A 385-nucleotide genomic window follows, 5' to 3' on the forward strand; every position below is an offset into this window, starting at 1 on the left:
ACCACCACCCAGGTGCGCCAGTTGACGGCCACCCAGATCGGGATGCTCTCCACCACCCAGCTCGGCGTGCTCTCCACCGCCCAGATCGGCGCGCTGACCCCGACCCAGATCCGGGGCATGCCCGGCACGGAACTGTCCGCCCTGACCGCCACCCAGGTGGGCGCTTTAAACGAAACCCAGATGGCCAGCCTGACCACCACCCAGCTCGGGGCGCTCGCCTCCACCTTCAGGCGGCCCTGTCCACCACCCAGCTTGGTGTCCTGACCGTGACCCAGATGGCCGCGCTGTCCACCTCGGCCGTGTCCGGACTGACCGCCACGGAATTGTCCGCCCTGACCACCAGGCAACTGGCCGGACTCTCCGCCAGCCAGATCGGGGCGCTCTC

The 385-nt window shown here is 69.4% G+C and carries 1 protein-coding gene; it reads left to right on the top strand.

Annotated elements, in window-relative coordinates:
• A partial coding sequence (locus tag DVDV_RS22905) for a hypothetical protein (protein ID WP_217694157.1) occupies positions 1-264 on the top strand: 264 nt, incomplete at its 5' end.
• Positions 265-385 lie beyond the last annotated feature (121 nt).

Origin of the sequence: Desulfovibrio sp. DV (genome assembly GCF_001936595.1) — a bacterium.
In the GTDB taxonomy this organism is placed as follows: domain Bacteria; phylum Desulfobacterota; class Desulfovibrionia; order Desulfovibrionales; family Desulfovibrionaceae; genus Solidesulfovibrio.